The organism is Streptosporangium sandarakinum, from assembly GCF_050942225.1.
Classification (GTDB): Bacteria; Actinomycetota; Actinomycetes; order Streptosporangiales; family Streptosporangiaceae; genus Streptosporangium; species Streptosporangium nondiastaticum.
The window spans coordinates 1,497,623-1,523,187 of the sequence record NZ_CP192034.1; the positions used below are offsets into that span (position 1 = coordinate 1,497,623).

General features: G+C 73.1%; 24 protein-coding genes, 1 tRNA gene and 1 pseudogene. 19 read left to right on the forward strand and 7 right to left on the reverse strand.

Annotated elements, in window-relative coordinates; genetic code table 11:
- The first annotated feature begins 126 nt into the window (after positions 1 to 126).
- The 4 genes from ACQP10_RS07140 (at position 127) to ACQP10_RS07155 (ending at position 4,838) form a co-directional block, all read left to right on the forward strand.
- The gene (locus tag ACQP10_RS07140) at positions 127 to 1,893 is read left to right on the forward strand and encodes an N-acyl-D-amino-acid deacylase family protein (protein WP_433541086.1); all 1,767 of its coding nucleotides are present in this window, start codon (positions 127 to 129) and stop codon (positions 1,891 to 1,893) included.
- Entirely contained in the window at positions 1,890 to 3,011 is a 1,122-nt protein-coding gene (locus tag ACQP10_RS07145) for an alanine racemase (protein WP_389993723.1), read from the forward strand. The genes ACQP10_RS07140 and ACQP10_RS07145 overlap by 4 nt, the downstream gene beginning before the upstream one ends.
- A 151-nt stretch (positions 3,012 to 3,162) precedes the next feature.
- Positions 3,163 to 3,549, forward strand: a complete 387-nt coding sequence (locus ACQP10_RS07150) for a Rid family detoxifying hydrolase (protein WP_179819325.1) — start codon at positions 3,163 to 3,165, stop codon at positions 3,547 to 3,549.
- A gap of 50 nt (positions 3,550 to 3,599) precedes the next feature.
- Positions 3,600 to 4,838, forward strand: a complete 1,239-nt coding sequence (locus ACQP10_RS07155) for a hypothetical protein (RefSeq protein ID WP_346021998.1) — start codon at positions 3,600 to 3,602, stop codon at positions 4,836 to 4,838.
- Positions 4,839 to 4,879: 41 nt separating this feature from the next.
- Here the strand turns inward: ACQP10_RS07155 and ACQP10_RS07160 are convergent, their stop codons facing one another.
- Positions 4,880 to 5,449: a TetR/AcrR family transcriptional regulator gene (locus ACQP10_RS07160; RefSeq protein ID WP_346021999.1), complete on the reverse strand. Its 570-nt coding sequence runs from the start codon at positions 5,447 to 5,449 to the stop codon at positions 4,880 to 4,882.
- A gap of 301 nt (positions 5,450 to 5,750) precedes the next feature.
- Between ACQP10_RS07160 and ACQP10_RS07165 the strand changes: the two genes are divergently transcribed.
- Together ACQP10_RS07165 and ACQP10_RS07170 are read left to right on the forward strand one after the other, a co-directional pair.
- The gene (locus ACQP10_RS07165; protein WP_389993732.1) at positions 5,751 to 6,533 is read left to right on the forward strand and encodes an alpha/beta fold hydrolase; all 783 of its coding nucleotides are present in this window, start codon (positions 5,751 to 5,753) and stop codon (positions 6,531 to 6,533) included.
- Positions 6,534 to 6,546: 13 nt separating this feature from the next.
- The gene (locus ACQP10_RS07170) at positions 6,547 to 9,462 is read left to right on the forward strand and encodes a helix-turn-helix transcriptional regulator (RefSeq protein WP_433541087.1); all 2,916 of its coding nucleotides are present in this window, start codon (positions 6,547 to 6,549) and stop codon (positions 9,460 to 9,462) included.
- Between the two features lie 139 nt (positions 9,463 to 9,601).
- Here the strand turns inward: ACQP10_RS07170 and ACQP10_RS07175 are convergent, their stop codons facing one another.
- Positions 9,602 to 9,991, reverse strand: a complete 390-nt coding sequence (locus tag ACQP10_RS07175; protein WP_312873134.1) for a response regulator transcription factor — start codon at positions 9,989 to 9,991, stop codon at positions 9,602 to 9,604.
- An 893-nt stretch (positions 9,992 to 10,884) separates the two neighbouring features.
- Here ACQP10_RS07175 and ACQP10_RS07180 point away from each other — a divergent pair.
- From ACQP10_RS07180 to ACQP10_RS07190, 3 genes are all read left to right on the forward strand, one after another.
- Positions 10,885 to 11,259: a C40 family peptidase gene (locus ACQP10_RS07180; protein WP_433541088.1), complete on the forward strand. Its 375-nt coding sequence runs from the start codon at positions 10,885 to 10,887 to the stop codon at positions 11,257 to 11,259.
- 102 nt (positions 11,260 to 11,361) lie between these two features.
- A tRNA-Arg gene (locus ACQP10_RS07185) sits at positions 11,362 to 11,433 on the forward strand.
- Between the two features lie 872 nt (positions 11,434 to 12,305).
- Complete coding sequence (locus ACQP10_RS07190; protein WP_389993743.1) at positions 12,306 to 13,046, forward strand: lytic polysaccharide monooxygenase; 741 nt, start codon at positions 12,306 to 12,308, stop codon at positions 13,044 to 13,046.
- 242 nt (positions 13,047 to 13,288) lie between these two features.
- Here ACQP10_RS07190 and ACQP10_RS07195 read toward each other — a convergent pair whose 3' ends face one another.
- Positions 13,289 to 13,846, reverse strand: a complete 558-nt coding sequence (locus tag ACQP10_RS07195) for a tetratricopeptide repeat protein (protein WP_433541089.1) — start codon at positions 13,844 to 13,846, stop codon at positions 13,289 to 13,291.
- 390 nt (positions 13,847 to 14,236) lie between these two features.
- Here ACQP10_RS07195 and ACQP10_RS07200 point away from each other — a divergent pair, with 390 nt between their 5' ends.
- Complete coding sequence (locus ACQP10_RS07200; protein ID WP_346022006.1) at positions 14,237 to 15,289, forward strand: aldo/keto reductase; 1,053 nt, start codon at positions 14,237 to 14,239, stop codon at positions 15,287 to 15,289.
- A 102-nt stretch (positions 15,290 to 15,391) separates the two neighbouring features.
- Entirely contained in the window at positions 15,392 to 16,189 is a 798-nt protein-coding gene (locus tag ACQP10_RS07205) for an endo alpha-1,4 polygalactosaminidase (protein WP_433541090.1), read from the forward strand.
- Between the two features lie 230 nt (positions 16,190 to 16,419).
- Here the strand turns inward: ACQP10_RS07205 and ACQP10_RS07210 are convergent, their stop codons facing one another.
- Positions 16,420 to 16,911, reverse strand: a complete 492-nt coding sequence (locus ACQP10_RS07210; RefSeq protein WP_433541091.1) for an AAA family ATPase — start codon at positions 16,909 to 16,911, stop codon at positions 16,420 to 16,422.
- Positions 16,912 to 17,196: 285 nt separating this feature from the next.
- Between ACQP10_RS07210 and ACQP10_RS07215 the strand changes: the two genes are divergently transcribed.
- Both ACQP10_RS07215 and ACQP10_RS07220 read left to right on the forward strand, forming a co-directional pair.
- On the forward strand, positions 17,197 to 17,520 hold the full coding sequence (locus tag ACQP10_RS07215; protein WP_386149171.1) for a type II toxin-antitoxin system RelE/ParE family toxin: 324 nt from the start codon (positions 17,197 to 17,199) through the stop codon (positions 17,518 to 17,520).
- A gap of 28 nt (positions 17,521 to 17,548) precedes the next feature.
- A complete protein-coding gene (locus tag ACQP10_RS07220; RefSeq protein ID WP_433541092.1) occupies positions 17,549 to 18,646 on the forward strand; it encodes an ImmA/IrrE family metallo-endopeptidase in 1,098 nt (365 codons plus the stop codon).
- 242 nt (positions 18,647 to 18,888) lie between these two features.
- On the opposite strand, the gene ACQP10_RS07225 is transcribed toward ACQP10_RS07220, so the two are convergent.
- The 3 genes from ACQP10_RS07225 to ACQP10_RS07235 form a co-directional block, all read right to left on the reverse strand.
- Positions 18,889 to 19,233: a hypothetical protein gene (locus ACQP10_RS07225; protein WP_346022010.1), complete on the reverse strand. Its 345-nt coding sequence runs from the start codon at positions 19,231 to 19,233 to the stop codon at positions 18,889 to 18,891.
- A gap of 107 nt (positions 19,234 to 19,340) precedes the next feature.
- The gene (locus tag ACQP10_RS07230; RefSeq protein ID WP_346022011.1) at positions 19,341 to 20,042 is read right to left on the reverse strand and encodes a hypothetical protein; all 702 of its coding nucleotides are present in this window, start codon (positions 20,040 to 20,042) and stop codon (positions 19,341 to 19,343) included.
- Between the two features lie 101 nt (positions 20,043 to 20,143).
- Positions 20,144 to 21,352, reverse strand: a complete 1,209-nt coding sequence (locus ACQP10_RS07235; protein ID WP_433541093.1) for an ROK family transcriptional regulator — start codon at positions 21,350 to 21,352, stop codon at positions 20,144 to 20,146.
- 51 nt (positions 21,353 to 21,403) lie between these two features.
- On the opposite strand from ACQP10_RS07235, the gene ACQP10_RS07240 reads away from it, so the two are divergent.
- The 6 genes and pseudogenes from ACQP10_RS07240 to ACQP10_RS07265 all read left to right on the forward strand — a co-directional run bounded on the left by ACQP10_RS07240 (position 21,404) and on the right by ACQP10_RS07265 (position 25,466).
- On the forward strand, positions 21,404 to 21,736 hold the full coding sequence (locus ACQP10_RS07240; protein WP_433541094.1) for a hypothetical protein: 333 nt from the start codon (positions 21,404 to 21,406) through the stop codon (positions 21,734 to 21,736).
- Between the two features lie 155 nt (positions 21,737 to 21,891).
- On the forward strand, positions 21,892 to 23,121 hold the full coding sequence (locus ACQP10_RS07245) for a hypothetical protein (RefSeq protein ID WP_433541095.1): 1,230 nt from the start codon (positions 21,892 to 21,894) through the stop codon (positions 23,119 to 23,121).
- A gap of 28 nt (positions 23,122 to 23,149) precedes the next feature.
- Positions 23,150 to 23,272, forward strand: a pseudogene (locus ACQP10_RS07250) (epoxide hydrolase N-terminal domain-containing protein); the annotation flags it as partial.
- Between the two features lie 21 nt (positions 23,273 to 23,293).
- Entirely contained in the window at positions 23,294 to 24,106 is an 813-nt protein-coding gene (locus tag ACQP10_RS07255; RefSeq protein WP_433541884.1) for an alpha/beta fold hydrolase, read from the forward strand.
- A 78-nt stretch (positions 24,107 to 24,184) separates the two neighbouring features.
- On the forward strand, positions 24,185 to 24,838 hold the full coding sequence (locus ACQP10_RS07260) for an NUDIX domain-containing protein (RefSeq protein WP_346022015.1): 654 nt from the start codon (positions 24,185 to 24,187) through the stop codon (positions 24,836 to 24,838).
- A gap of 157 nt (positions 24,839 to 24,995) precedes the next feature.
- Positions 24,996 to 25,466: a nuclear transport factor 2 family protein gene (locus tag ACQP10_RS07265; RefSeq protein ID WP_346022016.1), complete on the forward strand. Its 471-nt coding sequence runs from the start codon at positions 24,996 to 24,998 to the stop codon at positions 25,464 to 25,466.
- Positions 25,467 to 25,565: the final 99 nt, after the last annotated feature.

The window sequence follows — 25,565 nt, forward strand, 5'->3', positions numbered from 1 at the left end:
GGCCGCGACGCCCCGCGCGGGCGGGGTAGCACGCCGCGACGACCTGGTCCTCATCCGCGGGCCCCGCGAAGGCCCCGGCGCGGGCGGGGGAGTGCGCCGGAACACGGCGGATGGTTCAATCCGGGCATGATCTTTGATGTGCTGGTTCAGGGTGGCCGGGTGCTGGACGGCATGGGAGCCCCCGCCTTCCCCGCGGATGTCGGCGTCGTCGCGGACGAGATCGTCGCGGTGGGAAGGCTGGACGGCGCCCAGGCCGCCACGGTCGTCGACGCCTCGGGACGGCACGTCATGCCCGGCCTGGTCGACTGCCACGTCCACGGCGACGCCCTGGCGGGCGACCCGGCGGTGCAGCTCGCCGCGCTCCGCCAGGGCGTGACCACGTTCGTCCTCGGCCAGGACGGCCTGTCCTTCGCCCCGGCCACCACCCCCGGGACCCTCGCCTACGTCACCCGCTACTTCGCGGCCGTCAACGGCGTCCACCCCTGGGCCGACGGGCCGCTGAGCGTCCGCGAGCTGCTGGACGGCCACGACAGGACGACCGCGCTCAACACCGCCTACCTGCTGCCGCACGGCACGATCCGCTACGACGTGATGGGCCCCGCCGAGCGGGCCGCCACCCGCGAGGAGCTGGCCGCGATGCTCGCCCGGGTCGAGCGCGGCCTGGAGGAGGGCGCGGCGGGGCTGTCCACCGGGCTGGAGTACGCCCCCGGCCGCTACGCCGACGCCGCGGAGATCGCCGCGCTGTGCGCGCCGCTGGGCGGCCTGCCGTACGTCACCCACATGCGCGCGTACGGCGAGCGGGCCGCGATCGGCATGGCCGAGGTGGCCGCCATCGCCCGCGCGTCCGGCGCCGCCGGCCTCTCCGTCCATGTATCGCACTACCACGGCCCGGCGTCCGTCCTGCTGCCACCCCTCGACGCGGCCCTCGACGAAGGGCTGGACGTCACCTTCGACAGCTACCCCTACCTGCGCGGCAGCACGATCCTGGCGATGGTCGCGCTGCCCGCGCGGATTCCGGCCGCCGACACCGAGCGGGCGCTGGAGATCCTCGCCTCCGAGCCGGTCGAATGGGATGAATCCCTCTGGCCGAGGATCACCCTCTCCCACGTGCCCGGGGCCGAGTGGGCCGAGGGGATGACGCTCCCGGAGGCCGCCGCGAAGGCCGGGACCGGCCCGGGGGAGTTCTGCCGCCGGATCCTCCTCGACACCCGTCTTTCGGCCGGCTGCGTGACGGCCCGCCCGGACGAGGGCCCCGAGGGGGAGGAGTCGGTCCGCGCGATCCTGCGCCACCCGGCCCACACGGGCGGCTCCGACGGCATCTACGTCGGCGGGCACCCCCATCCCCGGGGGTACGGGGCGTTCGCCCGCATGCTCGGCCACCACGTCCGCGAGACCGGCGACTGGAGTCTCGCGCAGGCCGCCGTCCACCTGGCCTCCCACCCCGCCCGCCGCTTCGGCCTGCCCCGCCGGGGCCTGGTCCGCCCCGGGCAGATCGCCGACCTCGCCGTCGTGGACGCCGCCGCCGTCCGCGACCTGGCCACCTACGAGTCCCCCGCGTCCCGGCCGCCGGCGTGGACGACGTCCTCGTCTCCGGCGTGCCGGTCCTGGCCGCGGGACGGCTCACCGGCGCCACCCCCGGGCGGGCGCTGCGGCCGTGAGCGGCTCCGTTCGTTCCCCCGCGTCCCGGCGGACCCGGCCCCGTGCCTCCCCGGCGGTCCCGGTGGACCCGGCTCCGCCTCCCACGCGGCGTCCGTTTCCCCTGTGGCCCCCCGGACCGCGAGGATAGGGTCGGCGGGACCGGCGGCGGCCGGCGCCCGCGGGATCACCAGGACCCTCGCGGCGTGGAGGCACCGTCCTCCGGGACTGCGGGGAGACGAAGGGAGCGTGCGGTGACGGCGACGGTGAAGGGGATCGTGGACCCCGCGAAGGCGGTGGGGTCCTCGCTGTTCGGCGGGGCCTTCAGCTTCCCGGTCATGGTGGCGCGCCGCTCCGCGCTGGAGCACAACATCGCCACGCTCGCGGACTTCGCCGCGCGGCACGGCATGCTGCTCGCCCCGCACGCCAAGACGACCATGTCCCCCGAGCTGGTCCGCGCCCAGCTGGACGCGGGCGCGTGGGGGATGACGGCCGCCACCCCGAGCCAGGTCCTCATCCTGCGCGAGTTCGGGGTCTCCCGGATCGTCCTGGCCAACCAGTTCTTCGACCCCGCCGGGCTCGACGCCGTCGCCGCGTGGCTGGAGGAGGACCCCGCGGCCGAGTTCCTGTGTTTCGTGGACTCGGTGGCGGGGGTGGAGACGCTGTCGGCGCACGCGGGCGCCAGGCCGTTCCGGGTGCTGGCCGAGCTGGGCGTCGCGGGCGCGCGGTGCGGCAGCCGTACGCTGGATGAGCTGCTGGAGGTCGCCGGGGCGGCGCAGGCGGCCGAGGGCGTGGAGCTCGCCGGGGTCGCCGGGTACGAAGGGGTGCTGGGCACGGCCGAGGAGGTGCGGGCCTACCTCGGCCGGATGCTGGAGGCGCTCGCGCACCTGCGGGTGCGCGACCCGATCCTGTCGGTGGGCGGCAGCCAGTGGTTCGACGTGGTCGGCCGGGAGCTCGCCGCCTGCCAGGCCAGGATCGTGCTGCGCAGCGGCGCCTACGTCACCCACGACGACGGCCACTACCGCGAGCACACGCCGTACAACCGCATCGAAGGTGAGCTGCAGGCGGCGCTGGAGGTCTGGGCGCACGTGCTGAGCACCCCCGAGCCGGGGCTGGCCGTCGTCGGGCTCGGCAAGCGCGACGCCCCCTTCGACGAGGGGTTCCCGGTGCCGCGTGGAGTCCTCACGGGCTCGGAGGTGATCAGGATGCAGGACCAGCACGCGGTCGTACGGCTGGCACCCGGATCGCGGGTCACGCCGGGCGAGCTGGTGCCGTTCGGCATCTCCCACCCGTGCACCGCCTTCGACAAGTGGCGGGTCATCCCGGTGGTGGACGACGACTACCGTGTCGTCGATCTTGTTACCACTTTCTTCTGAATTCCGTATATTTCCCTCTGTTTAAGTTGTTTTCGATCGTTCGTCGCCCGCCGAGCCGGCGGGCGCGGACATGCGACCCGATCGGAGGCGCGGCGCCGTGCCGTGCCTCCTCCCGGCCCCGCGGGCCGGGTTCCCACGCTGGAGGTAGTTGATGAGCGTCAAGCAGGAGCTGCGCACCGCCGAGGGTGCGGCGCCGGTCGGGGCGTACTCCCAGGGTCTCGTCGTCGGGGACTTCGTCTACACCTCCGGCATGGGACCGCTGCACCCCGAGACCGGCGAGGTCGTCGGGACCGACGTGGCCGAGCAGACCCACCAGGTCATGCGCAACCTCGGCGCGATCCTGGCCGCCCACGGCCTGGGCTTCGACGACGTGGTGAAGGCGACCGTCCACCTCCAGCACCTCAAGCGCGACTTCGCCGCCTACAACGAGGTCTACAAGTCCTACTTCACCCGGCCCTACCCGGTCCGCACCACCGTCGGGTCCGACCTCATGGACATCCTCGTCGAGATCGACTTCGTCGCCTACAAGGGGCGTTGAAGTCTGACCGGCTTCGACTCCGACTCCGGTTCCGGGTGAAGGGCGGCGGTTTGGACAGCTCGCTACGCGTCCACGTCGAGGACGTGCGCGGGGAGGGCCGCGCGGCGGTCCTCGACCGGATCGCCGGGTACGGCGTCGCGGGCGTGACCGTGGCGGCGGCCGGCGAGCGGTCCCGCGACATCACGCCCCACGGCCCGGCCCGGGTGACGCTGCGCGCGGACGGGGTCCACTTCACGCCGCCCGCGGACCTGTTCGCCGGGCTGCGCCTGACCCCGCCCGTCCAGGCCGGGGCCACCGAGGAGCCGCTGGCCGCCCTGCGCGCGGACACCTCCCGGCGCGGCCTGAGGCTGCACGGCTGGGCGGTCTTCCTGCGGAACGCCACGCTGGGCCTCGCCGCCCCCGACGTGACCGTGCGGAGCTGCTTCGGCGACCGGGGCGCGCCCGCCGACCTGTGCCCCTCCCACCCGGACGTCCGCTCCTACGCGGTGGCGCTGGGCCGGGCGGTGGCCAGGCAGGGGGTGGACAGCGTGGTCGCCGAGGCGCTGCACTTCGGCGCCTTCGGCGGCCCCTGCGGCTTCGGCGGCTCCGGCCGGGGGCACGGCCCCGGGCGCGGCCACGTCCCCCTGGGGCCGATGGACGCGTTCCTGTTCGGCCTGTGCTTCTGCGACTTCTGCATGCGGCGCGCGACCGACCTGGGCGTCAACGCCGAGGCGGCGCGTGAGGAGTGCGCGCGGATCGTGGGCGGCGTGCTCGGCGGCGACCCGCCGGCGCAGGGCGAGGTGACCCGGGCGGCGCTGACCGCCTACGCCGGCCCCGAGGCGGTCGCCTACGCCAGGGCCCGTTCGGAGGCGGTGACCTCGCTGGTCTCGGAGGTCTCCGCCGCCGTCGCCGCTGAGGGATCCAGGCTCGTCTTCCTCGACGGGACCGGCGCGGTGAAGGGCCACGACGACGGCCTGCCCGCCCCGGGGCTCGCCGCGCACGACGCCTGGCAGCTCGGCGTGGACCTGGTGGCGCTGGGCGACCTGGTGCCCTCGCTCGGCGCGTTCGGCTACGCCCGCGACGCCGTCCGAGTGGCCGACGACGTGGGCGCCTACCGCCGCTCGGCGGGCGAGGAGCGGGAGCTGCGGGTCGTGCTGCGGCCCGGCCCGCCCGACACCGACTCGGCCGACCGGCTCGCCGCCAAGGTCCGGGCGGCCCGGGCGGCCGGGGCGGACGCGGTCGACTTCCACGCCTACGGGCTGGTGCCGTACCCGATCCTGGACCGCGTCACGGCCGCGCTCGCGGGCTGACCCGCACCGTCCGCGTCGACGTCGTCAGCCGTCGTCCCGGGTCAAGGGCAGGTCCCGTCCTCGCGGACCGCCCCGTCGAGGACCGCGGACACCGCCCTCGCGGCGAAACCGTCGTCCAGCGGCATGCCGCGGAAGGCCACGCGCAGCCACACCGCGCCGCCGAGCAGGTCCATGATCAGCAGCGGGTCGGCCGAGGCCGGCAGCTCGCCGCGCCGCCGCGCCCGCTCGAAGATCTCCGCCTCCCCGGCGAGCCGCTCGGCGAAGAAGCGCCGGGCCGCGGCGGCCATCTCGGGATGACGTACGGCGGCGCCGAGCGCGGCCAGCGCCACGTCCGCCGACGGGGGGCGGGTGAGCAGCCCGGCCATGCCGGTGACCAGCGCCTCCAGATCCTTCCTGAGGCTGCCGGTGTCGGGCTGCTCCAGCGTCAGCAGGTCCGCCTCCACCAGCGCGGCGGCCAGCAGCGCCGCCTTCGACGGCCACCACCGGTAAATCGTGGTCTTGTTGACCCCCGACCGCTCCGCCACCCCCTCGACGGTCAGTCCGTCGTAGCCCTTCTCGGCCAGCAGGTCCAGCGTGGCCCGGAAGATCTGCTGCTCCTTGCGCGGTGCCATCCCTGCTCCCTGCTCCCTGTTCTTCGCTCTCCGCGGTCCCGTGCGGTGCCGCGCGGTGCCGTGCGGGTTGACCGTCCCGCGCCGCCCGACGCCACGGTGCCGCCCGATGCCACCCCATGCCGCCAGGTCCCGCGCGGTCCTGGACGGTCCCGTGCGGTCCCGCGGCGGTGTGGTGCCGGTGCCGTGTCGTACCGACTATAACCACGCAACGGTGCGTTGTGTTTTAATGGCGGCACACCGAGTGCAACGCACCGTTGCGTTGTAGTCCGCTCGGTACGCCCTCGAAGCGTGGAGGTCAGTGATGCTGCCGGTCGTCCTCGTCCATGGAATCCGGGTCAGTGCGACCATGTGGGACCCCGTGGCCGCCCGGATCGGCGGCCCCGTCGCCGCTCCCGACCTGCCCGGACACGGCTCGCGCCGGGGCGAGCCGTTCACGATGGAGGGGGCCGCGTCTGCGGTGGCCGACGCGATCGACGCGCTCGGCGGCCGGGCGTTCGTGGCCGGGCTCTCCCTGGGCGGCTACGTCGGCATCGCCGCCGCGGGCCGCTTCCCCGAGCGGGTCGCGGGGCTGGCCGCCCTCGGATGCACCTCGAACAGCCGGCTGACGACCGTCCCCTACCGGTTCGCCGCCTCCCTGGCCGCGCGGAACCCGGCGCGCGCCGACCAGGTCAGCGCCCGCCTCCTCCGCGGCCTCCTGCCCGGCCCGGCCGGTGCGGCGATGGTCGCCGGGGGACTGTCGTGCGAGGTGCTGCCGCAGGTCGTCGAAGCCGTCACCGGGTACGACCACCTCGCGGCGCTGGCCGCCTACCCGGGCCGGGTGTGGCTGGTCAACGGCACCCGTGACCCACTCCGGACGAACGAGCGCGACTTCCTGCGCGCCTGCCGGAACGGGCGGCTGATCCTGCTGCCCCGCCGGGGACACCTGGGCGCGCTGGCCGCGCCGGGGCCGCTGGCCCGCCTGCTGGAGGACCTGCGAGACCTGTCCTACGACCGGCCGGACGGCGACGCGGGCGCGCCCGTGCCGGCGGGCGTACCGGCGGGTACGGCGGGCGACCGGCCGGACGGCGCCATCGGCGAGCCATGACATACTCGCCGTCGTGGGCTGGCAAAAGGCGCTGAACGCGCTTATCGGGCGATCGGCGGAGCTCACCCGCCTGGCCGCGGTCCTCGACTCCGCCGCCGCGGGACTGGCCGGGGTGGCCCTCATCGGTGGCGACGCCGGGATCGGCAAGACCCGACTGGTCACCGAGCTGGCCGAACGGGCCGAGGCGGCCGGCTTCGCCGTACTGGTCGGGCAGTGCGCCGAGCTGGGCGACGCGCTGCCGTACCTCCCGCTGGCCGACGCCCTGCGCGGCGCGCCCGCGGAGCTGCGCGCGGAGATCGAGGCACGCCCGATACTCGGCAGGCTGCTGCCCGGCGGCGTCGACCTCGGCGCCGAGACCGCCTCGGCCCTCACCCAGCAGCAGCTCTTCGGCTCGATGCTGGGCTTCCTGGCGACGAGGCCCGTGCTGCTGATCCTGGAGGACCTCCACTGGGCCGACCGGTCCACCCGCGACCTGCTCGTCTTCCTCAGCCGGATGCTGCAGACCGAGCGCGTCTGCCTGGTCGGCACCTACCGCACCGACGACCTGCACCGCCGCCACCCGCTGCGCCGCGTCCTCGCCGAGCTCAAGCGACTCCCCTCGGTGACCGCCGTCGAGCTGAGCCCGCTCGGTCCCGACGAGATGGCCGACCACCTCTCCGAACTCGGCGGGACGGATCCGCAGGTCATCAGCAAGGTCGTCGACCGGGCCGAGGGGAATCCGTTCTACGCCGAGGAGCTCCTGGAGGCGGTGACCGACGGCTGCTCGATGAGCGACGGCCTGGCCGACCTGCTGCTCTCCCGGGTCGAACCGCTCTCCGACGCCGCCCAGCGGGTGCTGCGCACCGCCGCCGTCGCGGGGCGGCGCGTCGACCACGCCCTGCTCCAGGAGGCGTCTGACCTGGACGACCTCGCCTTCGAGGACGCCATGCGGGAGATCGTCTCCCAGGGGCTGCTCCGCCCCGACGGGGAGTACGGCTACGCCTTCCGCCACGCCCTGCTCCAGGAGGTCGTCTACACCGACCTGCTGCCCGGCGAGCGGACCCGGATGCACTCGGAGTTCGCCCGGCTGCTCACCGCCCGCGAGGGCGCCGCGGCCGAGCTGGCCTACCACTACCTCGCCGGACACGACCTCGCCGAGGCGCTGTCGGCCTCCGTCGAGGCGGGCCGGCGGGCCGAGCGCCTCGGCGCGCCCGCCGAGGCGCACCGCCACTTCGAGCAGGCGCTCGGGCTCTGGGACCGCGTCCCCGACGCCGAGCGCCGCGCCGGGACGGACCGCGTACGGCTCGCCATGCGCACCGCCGCCGCCGCGGCCGACATGGGCGACAACCACCGGGCGATCGTCCAGTTGCGAGAGCTGCCCCCGACGGCCGAGACCCACGAGCGGCTCGCCTACTACCTCTACGACGCCGACGACGTGACGGCGGCCGTCACCGCCGCCGAGGAGGCCGTGGCGACGGCCGCCCCGGACACGGCGGTACTGGCGCGGGCGCTGGCCACCCTCGCCCGCACGCTCCTCCCCACCGCCCGCGATGCGGAGATCAGGCCGCTCGCCGAGCGGGCCCTGGGGATCGCGGGGGACACCGGGGCCCGCGACGCCCAGAAGAGCGCGATGGTCACGCTCGCCACCTGCGCCGAGTACGGCGGCGACCCCGGACGGGCCAGGGAACTCTTCGGCGCCGCCGCCGCCCAGACGTCCGGTGACCTGGCCGTCGACCTGCGGGCGATCTTCCAGCACGCCAGGGTCGAGTTCGAGCACGGCTCGATGGCCGAGGCCACCCTGATCGCCGAGCGAGGCGTCCGGCTGGCCGAGGACAGCGGCCTGTCCTGGAGCACCTTCGGCACCGACCTGCGGTTCCTCCAGCTGCTGATCCACTACACGACGGGGGACTGGGTGCGGGCCCGCAAGGAGGGCTCGGGGTTCGGCGTGCGCGTCGGCACGGACCACGAGGCGATCCTGTCGTCCTTCGCGCTGTTCGTCGAGGTCGCCATGGGGCTGCCCGAGGTGGACGAGCGGCTGACCTGGGTGCGTCCCTTCTGGTCCGACTCCCTGGTCGCCTACATGTCGCGGGCGCTGGCCGCCGAGCACGCCCTGTGGAACGGCGACCCCGCCCTCGCCCTGGACCATGTGACCGCCGTCCTCGACGCCCTCGACCCGGCCTACATGGGCAACATCCGCATCGGGGCGGTCGGGCTGTGGGCGCTGGCCGAGCTGGGCCGTACCGACGGCGCCGACGAGCTGCTGGCCCGCGCCCGCAGGCCGGACCGGCCCGGGATGGGGGCCGAGGGGCACGCCTGGCTGGCGAGGGCCGAGGCCGAATGGCACCGCGCGCACGGCCGCGCCGACGTCGGGGCCTGGCGGGCCGCGGTCGAGGCGTTCGACTACGGGTTCGTCTACGAGACCGCGCGCTCACGCTGGCGGCTGGCCGAGGCGCTGCTCGTCTCGGGAGACCACGCCGCGGCTCTTGAGGAGTGGAGGCAGGCCGTCCGGGCCGCCGCGTCGCTCGGCGCCCGGCCGCTGGGCGACGCCCTGGCCGACCTGGGCCGCCGGGCGCGATTCCCCGCGGTCGACTTCGAGGCGCCGTCCGGAGCCGCTGCCGGGACCGGGGACGCTTTCGGAGGTGCTTTCGGGGGCGTGGCGGGGTCGGCGGGAGTCGTGGCGGGGTCCGGGTCAGGGGCCGCCGAGGGGCGGGAGACACGGGACGGCACGCGGGGGCGGACGCCCGCCGGGTCGCGCCCGGGCGCGCTCACCGGGCGGGAGCGGGAGGTGCTCACGCTGGTCGCCGAGGGCCTGGCCAACCGTGAGATCGGCGAACGGCTGTTCATCGCGCAGAAGACGGTGAGCGTGCACGTCTCCAACATCCTGGGCAAGCTCGGCGTCTCCTCCCGCACCCAGGCCGCCGCCGTGGCCCGCAGGGAGGGCCTTCTGTAGGGACCCCGCGGGCGCCGGGACACGGCGTCGCCGGTCCGGTCACGTGCCTCCGCCGCCGTTCGGACGGCGGCCGGGGAGTCAGCGGCTCCGGGTGGAGACGGAGCGGTGGCCGGGTGACATCGCGACACCGGCCGGGGAGTCAGCGGCTCCGGGTGGAGACGGCCAGGTCGCGGACGACCTGGATCAGCTCGGCCGGGTCGAACGGCTTGGTGAGGTAGGCGTCGACCCCGATGCCGAACCCGCGCCGCTTGTCGTCCTCCTGCGCCCGCGCGGTGATCAGAACGACCTTGATGTGACTGGTCCCCTCGTTCCTCCGCAGCTTCGTGGCGGTCATCCAGCCGTCGAGCCGGGGCATCATGACATCCAGCGTGATCACATCGGGCATCACGTCCCGCACCTTGTCCAGGCAGTCCTGCCCGTCGAAGGCGGTCTCCACCTGAAACCCCTCAAGGGTCAGGTTGACCGCGATGAGCTGCCGGATGACCTCGTCGTCATCCACCACCAGTACCTTGCCCAGAACCTCGCCCACGGCCGTGAGGCTAACCCGTGGGAGCGGGGCCACGCGTGGTTTTCGCCGGACGCGTACCGGCGGCGCCCGGAAAAGCCGCGGGAGCCGAGGGCCGGAAGGCGCGCCGCCCGCCGTTGGGGACGCCACCGTGCCCGCGGGCGATGAAACCGGCGGGCAGCGGCGCGTCACCCGCTGTGGGCGGTGCCGCGTTGTCCACAGAATCCCGTTCGGCTCCTTGGTGATCACATGTTCCGGCCGATCCTGGGCCCGGTCATCCGCCGAACCTGGGAGGACACATGATCACCGCATTCCTCGCCGCCACCGCTCTAACGGCGACCCTGGCGGGAGCGCCGCAGGAGTCTCCGGCCCGGCACTGCCCCGACGCCGTGCGGCTCCTGCTGAGCATCCGCTCCCTCCTCGGAGCCGGGATGCCGGACGGCATCCGGAGATGGATCGAGAGCGAGGTACGGGGCGCGCTCGTCGCCGCCTGCGAGGCCCGCCGGGCGGTTCCGGCCCCCACTCCGCCGGTGCCCCCGGCTTTCGACTCCGCGTCGCCGGCGCCCCCGGCCCACGACTTCGCGCCGCCGGCGCCCCCGGCTCTCGGCTCCGTGTCGCCGTGGGCGCCTCCACCCTCCATGCCGCCGTGGGGGGTTCCGGGCTCCGGGGGTGAGCCACCGGAGAAGGTTCCCGGCGCGGGCCCCGCCGGGTCCGGGGCCACTGATCCGGGCGCGCTCGGGGCCGTGTCCCCGAGCGCGGCCGAGGCCGGGCCGTCCCATGAGACGGGCGAACCATCCGGCGAGGCGGGGAAGCCCGGCCCCTCGTCCGCCCCTTCGTCCGCCCCCTCTCCGCGGTCACGCCCCGCTTTACCCGCTCCCTCTCCGCGGCCGCGCCGCACCTCACCCGGCCGGACGGCCGTGGCCGCGGCCCTCCGCCAGCTCGGCAGGCCGTACGTCTGGGGAGGCGGGTCCGGCGCGGGGCCGACCGGTGGCGGCTTCGACTGCTCGGGGCTCGCCCTGCACGCCTGGTCCAGGGCGGGCGTCGCGCTCACCCACTACACCGGCAGTCAGTTCAGGCAGGGCCGCCGGGTGCCGTTCTCCCGGCTCCGGGCCGGTGACCTGGTCTTCTTCGGCGGCGGCACGGGAGACCCCACCCATGTGGGCATCTACGTCAAGGACGGCGTCATGGTCCACGCCCCCAAGACCGGCGACGTCGTCAGGATGACGAATTTCGCCGTCTCCCCCTACTACCGCGCCCGCTACCGAGGAGCCGTCCGCCCGAGCCCTCGGTGACGCCATCCGCCCCGCCGGACGAAGCCGTTCGCCTCCTGTGATCTCCCCTCCGCGCTTCGAGTATCAGTCCACCTCCAGAACCTGGTAATCTTTCACTCGTTGGCCCCCTTAGCTCAGGGGATAGAGCACCGGCCTCCGGAGCCGGGAGCGCAAGTTCGAATCTTGCAGGGGGCACACAGGCCAGGCCAGCCCGGATATGGGCTGAGCTGCAGGTAGAGCACCGAAACGGGCGGGACTCTAGTCTCATGGAGTCCCGCCCGTTCTCATTGGTGCTCGCCATCTATGGACCGGTTATGGACCAGCTCAAGTGGGTCGGTGAGAGCCGCGCCGCTGAACGGGGAGTCAGGGCCGCCTCAATCGATCCCTGATCCCGTTCTACATGCGAGCGTACGAGTCCATGGGCCGGGTGAGCCCGCGAAGGCTTGGAGCTCGTCGGCGGTGCCGCGTTCCCCCCGTGGGCCCTCTACCGGGACCTGTTGCTCCCGTGAGCGGGCCGTATCCACATCGGCGGCCAGTGCGGCGACCGCTTCTACGGCGACGGCGGCTCTTCTGGCGATCAAAGAGACCCCTCCGGGCGGTGGCCGCGAGGTTCGCGGTGACCGGCCCGAACCCCTTGCCGGTCACCCCGAGCACTGTTCCATGCCTGGAGACCGTGTAAGCGGCCATGAGAAGTTTGCTCCAGAGTCAGAACAACCTGTCCGTTCACAAGACCGGCCCGCTTCGGCGCTGACATGTCCGACGCGCTGCCGGACGACCTCGCCAGCCTGGAGATCATCAAGAAGCGTTGCGAGGCGAAGACGGTCGCGGCCGGGTGGCCCGCTGCATCTCCCCGAGGCAGCCGCCGCATCTCCGTGAGGTGGGTGCAGGCCCGTACGACCTCACGGGGACAGGGTGGAGGATCGTGCCGGTCGGTCGTCCGTCACGGCGGGCATGCGGGCCTTTTCCCTCTCTGACATCCATCCGTGCCGGGATTCCACCATGGGGTTTACTGTTAGGAAACTTTCTTTTATATTTCCTTTACTGCCCCCCAACAGAGGAAGCATGACATGCGGAAACTGTTAGCACCCCTGGCGGCCTTCATCGTCGCCGCCACCTCGGTGGTGGTGATCGCCTCGCCCGCTTCGGCCCACGGCTACATCTCGGACCCGCCGAGCCGACAGGCATTGTGCGCCGCCGGCAAGGTCTCCAACTGCGGCCAGATCATCTGGGAGCCGCAGAGCGTCGAGGGGCCCAAGGGCCAGCGCAACTGCAGCGCCGGTGACCCCCGGTGGGCTCCGCTCGACGACGACAGGAAGGCATGGCCTGCCACGGCGGTCGGCAACACGGTCACCTTCAAGTGGCTGATCGAGGCCCGCCACGCCACCAGCACGTGGGAGTACTACATCGGCAACGAGCGGATCGCGGTCATCGACGACCACGGTAGGCAGCCCGGGTCCGTCGTCACGCACACGGTGAACCTGGGTGGACGGACCGGCCGGATCAAGCTGCTGGCCATCTGGAACATCGCCGACACCGAGAACGCCTTCTACAACTGCGTCGACCTCCAGGTGGGCCCCGGCGGCCCGAGCCCGACGCCGACCCCTACGCCTACCCCCACGCCCACCTCCACGCCGACCCCCACCCCGACTCCTTCGACGACGCCCGGGGGTGCCTGGACCTCCGGCACGCCCTACAAGGCCGGCGACCTGGTCACCTACAACGGACGCACCTACCGGTGCCTCCAGGCGCACACCGCGTTGCCCGGCTGGGAGCCGACGAACGTCCCAGCCCTCTGGCAGCCCGTGTGATCACTCATCGAGTGACCCGGTGACCTGGTGACCCGGTAGATCACCGGGTCACCAGGTCACCGCCTGCGGGTGTCCCGCATCGGCGCGGTGCGGGAGGCCCGTAACGAATCGCGCCGGATCATGCGAGCGCGACGGCACCGTCGTCGGCCCGTGGCCCTCGCTCACCGTTGAGCCCGCACTCGCCTGCGCCGCCACTGGGGAGAGCCGGCCGGCCCGTCCCGCGACTCGACGGCGTGCAGGGATCACCCACCGTCTTCGGGGCCTTGCCCGGCGGCCTCCGCCCATCGGGCGAGATGGTGTTGGATGTCCAACGTGTCCGGGTGTCCGGCACCTAGAATTCGCTCGTGTACGGGTAGCAGGGCGGCCAGTCGGTCGCGTGCGGCGACCGGATCTCCCGCCTCTCCCGTCCAGCAGGCGAGGTTGTGCCGGGTGAGGAGGGCACCGGGGTGTTCGGCGCCCAGGACTCGCCCCCGTATGGGTAGCAGGGCGGCGAGCCGGTCGTGCGCCCCGGCCACATCCCCGGCCTCCGCTCTCCGGAGGGCGAGATCGACCTGGGCGGACAGTGCGTCCAGGTGTTCGGCCTGCACCACCCGCTTGCGTATCCGCAGCAGGACGACAGTGCTGGTCGCCAGACCGGCCAGGCCGATCAACGCACAGGTCGGACTGACGACGCTGCCCGGTGCGTCCGGTGTCTCGGACGCGACCGAGGACAGATCGGCGACGGAGCCGACCAGTCCCGCACCGGCCGGCAGGATCGAGAGGAACGCGGCGATGGTGGCCGTGACCCGACGCGCGTTCATGGAATCCGGGGGTGGATCGGGAGCTGCTGCGAGCCGGGGGAGATGGGGGCAGTCGGCACGCCTTCCAGCGTGCCGCCAGGAACGACCGGTATATGCGTATGCGGCCCACCCGTTACCGATCACCTCTCCATGCGGAAACGAGAAGCCTCCGCGCCCACCGGTGTGCCGCCACGCCAGGTGGTCTGTCCCGGGTCCTGTGGAGGCGGGCAGCGTTGCTCCGGGGATGCGCGGTGAACCGATGTCTCGGGCATGCATGTGTTCACCCGAAAGGTGCGCGGCGACCCGGGGTCTCTGGCGTGCGTTCACGAGGAGCTTGCCATGGAGCACGCTCCAGGGCCTAGGGTCCACTTCACCATCACCCTCCTCCGCGATCTCCAGGGAGCCCAGAGCGTGCGTTACCGAGTCCTCGGCGGCACCGGCATCGAGGTGAGCGTCCACTGTCTCGGCGCCATGATGTTCGGCGCCGTCGGCAATCCCGATCACGACGAGTGCGTCCGTATCGTCCACGCGGCCCTCGACCGGGGGATCAACTTCGTCGACACCGCGGACATGTACTCGGCGGGAGAGTCGGAGGAGATCGTCGGGAAGGCGCTGCGCGGCCGTCGTGACGACGTCGTGCTCGCCACCAAGGTGCACTTCCCGATGGGTGAGGGGCCCAACCGGGGCGGCAACTCCCGGCGGTGGATCATCAGGGCGGTCGAGGACAGCCTCAGGCGTCTGGGGACCGACTGGATCGATCTCTACCAGGTTCACCGCCCCGACCACACGACCGACGTCGAGGAGACGCTCTCCACGCTGAGCGACCTCGTCCATCAGGGGAAGATCCGCGCCTTCGGCTGCTCCACGTTCCCGGCCGACGAGATCGTCGAGGCGTACCACGTGGCCGAGCGCCGGGGCCTGCTGCGCTTCAGGACCGAGCAGCCGCCGTACTCGCTGCTGGCCCGGGGTGTGGAGACCTCCGTGCTGCCGGTCTGCCGGCGGCTGGGGATGGGCGTGCTGACGTGGAGTCCGCTGGCCTCGGGGTTCCTGACCGGAAGGTACCGCGCGGGTCGGCCCATCGACCTCACCACCGGCCGTGCGGCGCTGATGCCGGCGCGCTTCGACCCCTCGCTTCCGGTGAACGCCGCCAAGCTGGCCGTCGTGGAACGACTCATCGAGGTCGCCGACGACATCGGCTGCTCGCTGCCGGAGCTGGCCGTGGCATTCGCCGCGGCGCATCCCGGGGTCACCTCGGTGATCCTCGGGCCGCGGACGATGGAGCAGCTGGAGGCGTCGCTGAAGGGCGCCACGCTCACGCTCGACGACGCGACCCTCGACCGGATCGACGAGATCGTCCCGCCGGGGACCGACGTCTACCAGCCGGACGGCGCCTGGCGCCCGGTCGCGCTGACCGACGCCGCGCGGCGCCGTCGCCCGCTCGGGGACCGCGCCGCCGCTCAGTGATCCCTGATTCGTGACGGTCGACGGGTGGACGGCCGGCGGGGTGACGGCGAACCTCTCGATTCCGGGGGATTCGCCATCGTCGCCCGGCTATAGTCCCGTTTCATGATCATCAAGACCCCTCGAATCCTGGCCCTGGCCTTGGCCGCGGTCGGCGTCGCCGCCCTCCAGACCCCGGCGCACGCCGCCCCCGGCGATCGGTGGCATCCCAAGGCCGGGCTGACCTGGCAGTGGCAGCTCTCCGGAAAGATCGACACCTCGGTGAAGGCCGACGTGTACGACGTCGACATGTTCGACACACCTGCCTCGACGGTGTCCGCCCTGCACGGCATGGGGCGCAAGGTCGTCTGTTACATCGACATCGGGGCGGCCGAGCAGGGGCGTCCCGACTTCAAGGACTTCCCGAAGTCGGTCCTCGGAAAGCCGGTCGACGGCTGGCCGCAGGAGCGGTGGGTCGACATCCGGCAGGTCGACGTCATCAAGCGCATCTGGTCGGCCCGGCTCGACCAGTGCAAGGCCAAGGGTTTCGACGGCGTCGAGGCCGACCTGGTGGACGCCTACCAGCAGGACTCCGGTTTCCCGGTCACCGCCAAGCACCAGCTCGCCTTCAACCGCATGCTCGCCGAGGTCGCGCACGAGCGCGGCCTCGCGATCGGGTTGAAGAACGACCTCGACCAGATCCCGCAGCTGGTCGGAGACTTCGACTTCGCGGTGAACGAGCAGTGCGCCGAGTATCGCGAGTGCTCCGCGCTGACCCCGTTCATCAAGGCGGGCAAGCCGGTCTTCCACGCCGAGTACTCCGTGGCGCTCGGCAAGTTCTGCCCGGAGTCCAAGCGGCTCGGTCTGAGCTCCATCAAGAAGACCCTCGACCTCACCGCCAAGCGCGGGACCTGCCCCGCCTGATCTCGACGGGGCCACGCCGACCGTCGTGAGCCGTGGCCCCCCACACGCCGGCGTAAGGGCGCCGGCGCCTTCGCGGGCGGTGACGGAAGTCATCCACAGAACGCGGTTCGGCTCCGAAAGCACCTCCCGCGACCGGCCATCCTGTCCCGCGTGACAGGAAGAGCACGATGGCACTTCACGGTGGCGGAGCCGCGGGAGCGCCGATCCGACCTCGTGAGCACCACCTCGGGTCATCGCAGGCGCGGGGGAGGGTCCGGCGGATCTTCCAGGGTTCGCACGGTGAAGCCGCCGTGGCCGTCGAAGGTCACGATGTGGACCACGTCGAACCCGTCCGACAGGCGGGGGCGGCGGAGCCGTTTGAAGGTGGCGTGGACGCCGACCTCGGGTACCCGCGCGCGGCCGAGCCGTACGGCGTTGCGGTCCAGGGACGCGGCGAGGTCGGGAGGGAACCAGTAGGCCACCGGGTTGGCGCCGTACTCCCTGGCCGTCACGATGAGCGGACTCCACTCCTCGGCGGAGGGATTGGTGTTGTCCACCGCCACATGCCGCCCCTCCTCCAGCGCCTCGACGATCAGCCGGAGCTGGCGGCGCTGCCGGTGGCGGGCGTTGGGGAAGGCGTCCTTGCTCACATGGACGTGCGTCGCCGCCAGGCAGCGGTGGTAGAAGGTGGACTTGCCCGACGCCTGCAGCCCGACGAGAACGGCGACCTCCAGGTCCGTCATACCTCCCCGGTCCGAGGGCGGCAGCCGGCACCGCGGCCCGAGATCCGCCCTTTCCTGCAGCCTTCCCCCGCGGCACGGTACGTCACATACGGGCGCTCCTGAGCCGGTCGCGGGCCGGTCGGCTGTCCAGCCGGTGAGGTGTGCCTGTTCCACGAATCTCAGGACGGGCCGGGAACTCTCCGCCCTGGGCGAACGGGTCGCCGAGCATGTCCGGTGACGCTATCTTGTCCGCAAGGGGAGTTCCTCGTTTACCAATCTGGTTAATACTCAGAGGAGGCCAGCGAGTTGGAGGTGTTCTATGCGGACCGTCGTCTCCAGCTCGTCTGCCAGTCGGACCGGGAGATGCGCGCGGCCTATGGTGCCGAGGGGGCCCGGAAGCTCGGGCAGCGGCTGCAGGCCCTCCGTGTCGCGAACACCCTTGACGACCTCTTCTGCATGCCGGGGCGCTGCCACCCCCTGCGCGGGAACTACTCGGGCTGCCACGCGATGGACCTCCACCGGGGCTGGCGTCTCGTGTTCCGGCTCATGACGCCCAAGGAGAAGGCCGACCAGGGGCTGACGGAAGAAGAAGCCGCGCTGGTCATAGAGATCGTCGACTACCACGGATGAACCGCCAAGCGAGAAAGGAGCGTGGAAGATGACGCCGGCGACCGAGTTCCATCCTTCTGGCGCCCCCGACTACGCCGTGCCGCCGGGGGAGACGATCCGCGAGTACCTCGACGAACTCGGCATGACCCAGCGTGAGCTGGCGACCAGGCTGGGACTCAGCGCGAAGCATCTCAACAGGCTGGTCCAGGGACTGGTGCCGTTGAGTCACGAGATCGCGCAGCGACTGGAACTCGTGACCGGTATGCCCGCCAGGCTCTGGAACCGCCTGGAAGCGGACTACCAGTCCGCCCTGCAACGGCTCAGGCTGGAAAAGGAGCTGCTGGAAGCGGTTCCGTGGCTGGATGAGATACCGGTTCGCGAACTGGTGGTCCGGGGGATCCTCCCCGAGGAGCCGACGGATGACATCTCCCGGGTGCAGCAGCTTCTCGCCTTCTTCGGGGTCGCGCATCTGGCGACATGGCGTGAACTGTACGAGCGACCGGCCGCCGCCTTCCGCAGGGCGGAGCCGTCCGTGACCCGCCCCGGTGCGGTCGCCGTCTGGCTTCGGCTGGGAGAGCTCGCGGCACGTGACATCGAGTGCGGGCCGTTCGACGGTCCGGGTCTTCGGCGCGCGCTGCCTCGTCTGCGGCGGCTGACCTCTCAGCCCCCCGAACTCGCCGCGTCGATGATGCGGGACGTCTGCGCGCGGTACGGGGTCGCGATGGTTTTCGTCAGGGAGTTCGACGGCGCGCGCGTCAGCGGAGCGACAAGATGGGTGTCCGGTGACAAGGTCACACTCCTGCTGAGTCTTCGCCGCAGAACAGACGATCACCTTTGGTTCACCTTCTTCCACGAGATCGGCCACATCCTGCTGCACGGGAAGGGCGACACGTGGATCGACGATGGTGGGTCCGCCGACGACCCGAGGGAAGGGGAGGCCGATCGGTTCGCGTGTGACCTGCTGATCCCCGAAGAGCACTCCTCACGGTTGCGTACGATCACGTCTCCGGATTCCGCCCGCGCGTTCGCCCATGAGATCGGAGTGTCACCCGGCATCGTCGCGGGGCGGCTCCAGCAGGACGGCATCTGGCCCGCCGGCTACGGCGAGGACCTGAAGGAGAGGATCGATCTGGAGACCGGCCTTTGACGATCCTCGGGTCTCGGTGGCTTCGGTTCGCCATGCGGGCCGGAGCGCTGTGCCGGGAACCACGCCCGTGGCGGTTCGGGCGTCGGAGATCATGCCCGTCTCGGGGTCTGGCCGGTACCGCCGCGATCGACACCGTCGCTCCGGCCCCGCCGTTACGGCCGCGGACGCCGTCCTGGCGCCGCTGCCGTGACCATGGTCGCCGCTTCTCGCCCGGCGGACGATCCGCTGACTCGTCCGGCCCGTCAGCCGCCGCCCTGGTCTCCGGTCACCTCTTCCCGGGACGCCTCCCCGGTGCTGCGGTCCTCGACCTCGCCGGACTCGCCGGGTTCGACGCCGATCGCCTCGCGGGCGGCCTCTCCTCCGGTGCTCTCGTCGCCCAGGGGAGCGCGGGTGCCGGTCCCCGCCATGTCGCCGATGCCCTGGACCTGGCCCTCACCGCCCCCTGTCGCGCCCGGAGTCTCCTCGGTGACGCGCTCTCCTCGCGCCGCCGGGTCGGTGTGGCCCAGCGCGGTCTCGCCCGACAGATGTTCCACGTGCTCGTGCGCGATCTTCTCCAGGCGCTCTCTCCGGTCGTCCTGCTCGCTCATCGGGTCCCCCTTCCTCCGACCACCCCTCCTTACCCGCTCCATGCCGGATGACCAGCCACGTAACCCCATAAATCGGCAATACCATCATTCGGCGCTAAGAGGTGGCGTCAACCGGCCATGCCGAGGAGAACGGCGGCGGCGCCCACCCCCAGCGCCAGCGGGTAGGCCCACCACCTGGGTGCGGGTCCGTTCCGCAGGACGCCGATCCCCAGCGGTACCAGCGCCGCGCACAGGCCGAGGACGGCGACCACCGACATCGGTCCCGTCCCCTTCAGCACGCCGATCGGCAGCGCGCTCGTCAAGGCCAGGGCGACGGACCTGGCGACCCCGAGCACACCCGCCCGCCATGCCCCGACGGCCAGCACGATCCAGCCGAAGAAGATCGCGGGAGACAGCGGGTGGAACGGGTGGAAGGCGCCGTAGGAGTCGGCCACCGCCCTCTGGGCCGCCTCGATCCCCTGGACGTCGACGAGCTGGAAGGCCAGGTGGCTGACCCCGGAGTGGAAGGAGCGGGCGAGCAGGCCGGACATGACCATCACGCCGCCCCACAGCGCCCACCGCGGCCGTACCGCCCACACCCGCCGGACCAGCGCGATGACGGCGGGCCACAGCAGGACGTTCCCCACGGCGAAGGCGCCGTAGGAGGCGGTCATCAGGACGGGATTCTCGGCGAACGCCGCGAGCTGCTCGGGGAAGAAGCCGTCGAAGCCGGCGCGGAGCAGCACGCCGGCGAGCATCAGGGAAGGCCCGAGGACGAGCCCGGCCCCCTCCACCCAGCGGCCCGGGAAGTCGAACGAGGTCGTTGTCATACCGTCGATCCAACCGGCGCGGCATCCGCCGCGCACTGGCGCGGAGTGGAGACCCCGGGGTGGTCCTGGCACCACCCCGGCCGGTCCCGCGGCGACCGGCCTCACCCGCGGCCGGCGCGTGCGGACGCCCACGCGGCCAGGCCCTCCTCGGTGAGGAATCGGTCCAGAGCGACGGCCGCGGCCCCGTGCAGCGCGCCGTCCTCACCGAGAGCGGCGGCGACCACGGGTGGTGGATCCGCCCGGCGGAACCTCATGAGCCCGTCCTGCAGGGCGGCGGCGAACCTCGGCGCGGCCGCCGCCCGGAGCGGCTCCGCGAGGCCGCCGAGTGTGACGACGCCGGGGTCGAGGGCGTTGACCAGTCCGGCCAGGCCGGAGGCGAAGTCACCCGCGACACGGTTCACCGCGGACCGGACGGCGGCGTCCTCCGCCATCCTGTCCAGAGCCGCTCGGGCGTAGGTGCGCGGGTCGCGGGGCGGGGGGTCGCCCAGGTGGCGGGCGATGGCCCGGCCGTCGACGGCGAGGTCCCAGCAGCCCCGGGCTCCGCACGGGCAGCGCAGTCCCCGGTCGCCGAACGGGAGGTGACCGAACTCGCCGCCGGCGCCCGTCATCCCCTCGACGGGGCGGCCATCGACGATCAATGTGCCGCCGACACCCACCTCGATCGTGACGTGCAGGGCCACGGCGGTGCCGGCGGCGGCGCCGTACCGGGACTCCGCGACGCCGGCGAGCGTCGCGTCGTTGCCGACCAGCAGCGGCACGCCCGGGTGCGGGACGAGAGCGCCAAGGTCCACGGCGTCCCAGCCGAGGGCCGCGGACTGTGCGATCCTTCCGTGCCGCACGGTCGCGGCGACCGCCACCGAGACGAACCGGACGCGGTCGCCGTAGCGGTCACAGGCGTGGCGCACCGCCCGCGCGACCGTGCCGACGGCGCGGCCGGCGGCGCGGTCGGCGTGGGCCTCGGCCTCCAGCACCTCGGGTCTGCCGTCGAGCGCCGCGACGGCGCATCGGTAGTCCTCCTGCCGCAGGTCCACCGCGACGACGACGGGGCCGTCCGGGTGCGGGCCGAGCACGGTGGTCGGCCGGCCGCGCCCCGACGCCGCGGCGGGCGTCTCGGCGAGCAGCGCGAGTTCGCGCAGCCGGGCGGTGATCTCGGTGGCCGAGCCGCTGCTCAGGCCGAGCCGCTGTGCCACGGCGGCCCGGGTGACACCGGGCTCGCGCCGCATCTCCTGGAGCACGGCCAGCGCGCCGCGCCAGCGGGAGTCGCGGGTGCGGAACGAAAGAGATCGGCTCGCGGGGCTTGCGGTCGACACTGTCTCCCCCTTTATCCTCGTGAGGCGAGTTTATAGGAGGGGGGTAGGCCCATGCCGCGGTTGGACCTGCGGACGGTCGGGACGGTGCTCCTGGACATGGACGGCACCCTGGTCGACTCCGACGCCCGGGTCGAGCGAGCCCGGACGACCTGGGCGCGCGAGTACGGCGTGCCCGCCGAGGCGGTGCTCGCGCACACTCCGATGCCCTGGCGGCCTGGCCAGGGTCTGGGGTTCACCACGGAGCGTCCCTGGCTGCCCGAGGGTGGGCGGACCGAGGCCGACACCGTCGAGGGACAGGCGGGTGATCCAGCTTCGCACCTGAACGCCGTCATCCGGTTGCCGGCGGCCCGGCACGGCCAGGCGCTTCTGCCGGCGGCGCTGTGAGCGGGAACGAGCCGGCCGGTCCGGACGGCACGGGGCGTCCCGGCGCCGGGTCCTCGGCGGCCGGAGTGGCGCGGGAGACCCGGAAGGGCGGGGCCGGTGCTTCCGGGACCGGAGAGCGGCGGACGGGCCGGCGGGTCCCGGCGGGGGAGCGGAGCGTGACCCGGCAGGTCGGAGTCGCGCAGGCGGCGCTGGGTTTCAGCGTCAACAGTCTCGGCGCGTGCCTGGTGCTGCTCGCCGGTGATCTGGGCACCCCGCCGGAGAACCTGGCGTGGCTGGCGTCGTCCTTCGGAGCCGGCCTGCTCGCCGTCGGGGCCGCCGGGAGCATGATCCTGCGCTCCGGCAGCCGGCCGGCCCTCTTCGCCGCGGCCCTCGTCACCGCCGCCGGAGCCGTCCTCCTGGCGACCGGAGCGGCCGCGGCCGTCGCGGCGGCCGGGGCGCTGCTGCTGGGGCTGGGCGCGGCCGGAATCGTCCTGGTGACCCCGGCCCTGCTCCGCGGTCCGGGCGCGGCCGCCGGCCTGGCCCGCGCCAACGCCGTCGGGAGCGTCAGCGCGATGCTCGGCCCGCCCGCCATCGGCGCTCTGGAGACCGCCGGGGCCGACGGACGGCTCGCCCTCCTGCTGGCCGTTCCGCCGCTGCTCTTCCTCGCGGCCGACACCCGCCCGCGCGCGGCGTCCCCGGTGGACGCCGAAGGCTCCGCCCCGGCGCCCTTCTCCACGGCCGACCGGCCCGGTGACACGTCCCCGGCGGGAAAAGACCGGTCCGGCGACACGTCCCCGGCCGGGAAAGACCCGTCCGGTGCGCCGGCTCCGGCGGCGGACGCGGGGACGCGCGGCCGGACGCGACGGACCGCGGGCGCGTGGGCGGCGATCGTGGCCGCCGTGTCCATCGAGTTCTGCTTCACGATCTGGGCCACGGCGCGGTTGCGGGACACAGGGCTGTCCGACGGCGGGTCCGCCGCGGCGGCCACCGCGTTCCTCGTCGGGATGGCGGCGGGCCGTCTGGCGGCGGCGAGGCTGGTCGGCCGGGGGTTCCCGGTCATCCCCGCGGGGTGCGGGCTCGCCGCAGCCGGAACGCTCCTCGTCGCGCTGCCCGGTGCTCCCGCCCCGGTCGCCGCGGGACTCACGCTGGCCGGGCTCGGCGTCGCGCCGCTCTACCCGGTCACGCTCGCCAGGCTCGTCGGCGTCCCCGGTCTCACGGCGGCCAGGTCGGCGGCGTACGGCGCGCTCGCCTCCGGCACCGCGATCCTGGCGGCGCCCACGGGCATCGCCGTGCTCGGAGCGGCCCTGGACCTGAGGGCCGCCCTCCTCATCGCGGTCCTTCCCCTGGCGGCCGGTCTGGCCGCGGCCACCGCGCTTCCCCCTCTTCTCGCGCGTTCGCGAACGTGACCCCCGCCCACCGGCGACCCCGTTCCGCCTCGACATCCCCGAGCCCGACCTGCGCGAGCGCCTGACGCGCACCAGATGGCCGGAGAAGGAGACCGTCGACGACTGGTCACAGGGCGTTCCCCTCGGCTACCTGCGGGACCTGTGCCGCTACTGGGCCGAAGAGATCGGCCCGCTGACCGATCCGCCGGCCCACGGTGGCGACGCCCGCGACGCCTTCCACGTCGTGTGCCCGTCACCGCCCGGCTACGGCTTCAGTGACAAACCGGCCGGCCGGGGCTGGGACGTCGAGCGGATCGCCGCGGCGTGGATCGAGTCGATGGCCCGTCTGGGCTACGAACGGTACGGAGCGCAGGGCCACGACTGGGGCACCGGCATCACGGCGAGCATCGGGCGGCAGGACCCGGGCCACGTGGCGGGAATCCACCTCACCCCACCCCTCGCACCCCCGGACCCGGCGACGTTCGGCGACCTCACCGACGCCGAGCGCACCGCCACCGCCGGCCTGGAGCGGGCGGGCGGGCAGGAGGACGGCTACTCGCTGGAGCAGTCGACCCGGCCCCAGACCATCGGATACGGCCTCGTCGACTCCCCGGCGCCGCTGTGCGCCTGGATCGTCGAGAAGTTCCGTTCTTGGACCGACTGCGACGGCCATCCGGAGAACGTCCTCACCCGCGACGAGATCATCGACAACCTCATGTTCTACTGGCTGCCGGGAACCGGGGCCTCCGCGGCGCGGCTTTACTGGGAGAGCTTCGAGCGGATTCGGCGCGTCTTCACGGACGAGGTGACCGACACCGTGACGGTGCCGGCCGGATGCTCGGTCTTCCCGAAGGAGAACCCGCGGCCCTCCCGGCGATGGGCCGCCAGACGCTTCACCGACATCCGGCACTGGGGCGAGCCGGACCGAGGCGGCCACTTCGCCGCGATGGAGCAGCCCGGACTGTTCGTCGAAGAGGTCCGCGCGTTCTTCCGCCTGGTCCGCTGACGGCGACGGGCCGACGCCGGCCGGGCCGGAGGCGCTGAAGATCGCGGAAAGGGAGGGCGGCCTCCTATGCTCGCCACCATGCCCGAAGCGAATCCCGGCGCCGTGCCCGGCGATCCCCTGCCCGAAGAGACACCCGGCGGTCCCGGCGCGGCGCCCGGCGGCCCCCTCCCCGGAACGGCGGCCGGCGGTTCCGCGCCCGGGGCGGTTCCCCGCGACCCGCTGCCCGGCGTCGTCGTGCGTCCCTCCGCCCGCGTCCTGCTCCTCGACGGCCACGACCGGGTCCTGCTGTTCCGGGGCCGCGGCCTGGTCAAGAACTCCGGCCTCGCCTGGTTCACCCCGGGCGGCGGTGTCGACCCCGGCGAGGAACTGGCCGAGGCCGCCGCCCGCGAGCTGCGCGAGGAGACGGGCCAGGTGGTACCCCCGGAGGACTTCGGCCAGGTCGTCGCCGTCTCCCGGGGCCACTGGGCCGACAACGACGACCGGCTGTTCTACGCCTGGGACCACTACTTCCTGCTGCGCGTCCCCGAGCCGACGGTGGACATCTCCGGCATGGAGGACCTCGAACGCTCCCTGCTGGACACCTTCCGCTGGTGGCCGCTTACCGAGCTGCGGACGACCGGCGACCACGTCATCCCGTCCGGCCTCCCCGGCCTGCTCGACAGGCTGCTGACCGGCGGCCTCCCGGCGGAGCCGCTGATCCTGCCCTGGCACCACCCGGAGCCTCCCCTTTAGGGGACGTGGAATCGGCCGCCCCGTACGGATAGGCCGGTCCCGGGGCGTGCCGTCGCCGGCCCGCGGCGGCGCACCCGTACGAGTGATCACCGGTTCGTGAGTGCGAGGTCCGGTCACCGCCATATCCCGCCGTCCCCGACTCGGCACGATTGCCGGTATGACGCTGAACGACAACGACAACGGCGGCGGGCGGACGACCCGGGCGCTGCTGGAGCGGTTCTACGCCGCCGAGGCGCGGTACATCGCCGCCGGTGGACCCGGTAAGGCGGACTTCTCGGAGATGGCGGCCTGCCTCGATCCCGAGGTGGTCATGTACCAGGCCGAGGGGCTTCCGTACGGTGGCACGTGGCGCGGACCGGAGGGCATCGAAGGGTTCATGGCCGCGATGAGCGAGGCGTGGGACTCGCTGGAGTTCATGGAGCAGCGCTACGTGGTCGACGGCGACAGGGTCGCCGTCTTCAACCTCGGCCGTCTGCGGGCGCGCGCCACCGGCCGGGTCCTCGACACGGCGGTCATGCAGCTCATCACCTTCGGGAACGGCCTGATCACCGAGATCCGCCCCTTCTACCTGGACACGATCGCGGTCGCGGAGGCGCTGGGCGTCCGAACGCCCGTGGAGACCGCCTGACATCCGCCGGGGCGGGGGCCGGGGCGGCGGTGCGCGGAGGCGGGCCGTTCGCAGGACGGAGTGTTCATCGGGGATTCATCCGGCGAACACAGTGGGACA